We start from the raw sequence: 1,560 nt of genomic DNA, 5'->3' as shown, positions 1-1,560 counted from the left end.
GGGGGATGCGCGGGACCTGATCTGGTAGTAGCCAAGCGATGGGGTGACGCAGGAAGGTAGCTGAGCCAGTCAGTGGTAATACTGGTGTAAGCGTGTAGGGAGTGGCATAGGCAAATCCGTGCTGCACATATCCTGAGACGTGATGCATAGCCGATTGAGGCGAATTCAGTGATCCTATGCTGCCGAGAAAAGCCTCTAGCGAGCTTTTACACGGCCCGTACCCCAAACCGACACAGGTGGTCAGGTAGAGAATACTAAGGCGATCGAGATAACTATGGTTAAGGAACTCGGCAAAATGCCCCCGTAACTTCGGGAGAAGGGGGGCCTCGTCTGGTGATCCAACTTGCTTGGTGAGCTGGGTGGGGCCGCAGAGACCAGTGAGAAGCGACTGTTTACTAAAAACACAGGTCCGTGCGAAGTCGTAAGACGATGTATACGGACTGACGCCTGCCCGGTGCTGGAAGGTTAAGAGGACCGGTTAGCTTTTCGGAGCGAAGCTGAGAATTTAAGCCCCAGTAAACGGCGGTGGTAACTATAACCATCCTAAGGTAGCGAAATTCCTTGTCGGGTAAGTTCCGACCTGCACGAATGGCGTAACGACTTCTCAGCTGTCTCAACCATAGACTCGGCGAAATTGCATTACGAGTAAAGATGCTCGTTACGCGCGGCAGGACGAAAAGACCCCGGGACCTTCACTATAGCTTGGTATTGGTGTTCGGTTCGGTTTGTGTAGGATAGGTGGGAGACTGTGAAGCGGGCACGCCAGTGTTCGTGGAGTCATTGTTGAAATACCACTCTGATCGTATTGGACATCTAACCTCGGACCATGATCTGGTTCAGGGACAGTGCCTGGTGGGTAGTTTAACTGGGGCGGTTGCCTCCCAAAATGTAACGGAGGCGCCCAAAGGTTCCCTCAGCCTGGTTGGCAATCAGGTGTTGAGTGCAAGTGCACAAGGGAGCTTGACTGTGAGACTGACAGGTCGAGCAGGGACGAAAGTCGGGACTAGTGATCCGGCACCGGCAAGTGGAAGCGGTGTCGCTCAACGGATAAAAGGTACCCCGGGGATAACAGGCTGATCTTCCCCAAGAGTCCATATCGACGGGATGGTTTGGCACCTCGATGTCGGCTCGTCGCATCCTGGGGCTGGAGTAGGTCCCAAGGGTTGGGCTGTTCGCCCATTAAAGCGGCACGCGAGCTGGGTTTAGAACGTCGTGAGACAGTTCGGTCTCTATCCGCCGCGCGCGTTAGAAACTTGAGGAAGGCTGTCCCTAGTACGAGAGGACCGGGACGGACGAACCTCTGGTGTGCCAGTTGTTCCGCCAGGAGCACCGCTGGTTAGCTACGTTCGGAAGGGATAACCGCTGAAAGCATCTAAGCGGGAAGCCTGTTCCAAGATGAGGTTTCTCACCCCCTCGAGGGGGTAAGGCCCCCGGCAGACCACCGGGTTGATAGGCCAGAACTGGAAGCACGGTAACGTGTGCAGGTGACTGGTACTAATAGGCCGAGGACTTACCACAAAGAAGCTACGCGTCCACTGTGCGGTATCTGAAACAACACAC

Annotated in this window: 1 rRNA gene; it reads left to right on the top strand. The window is 55.0% G+C overall.

What is annotated here, in order from left to right:
* A 23S ribosomal RNA gene (locus tag BR31_RS0125105) occupies positions 1-1,518 on the top strand; the annotation flags it as partial.
* Positions 1,519-1,560 lie beyond the last annotated feature (42 nt).

The organism is Rhodococcus sp. UNC363MFTsu5.1 (assembly GCF_000686785.1).
GTDB classification, from domain to species: Bacteria; Actinomycetota; Actinomycetes; order Mycobacteriales; family Mycobacteriaceae; genus Rhodococcus_G; species Rhodococcus_G maanshanensis.
The sequence above is the reverse complement of the archived record's forward strand: the minus strand, read 5'-3'. Positions and strand labels throughout refer to the sequence as shown.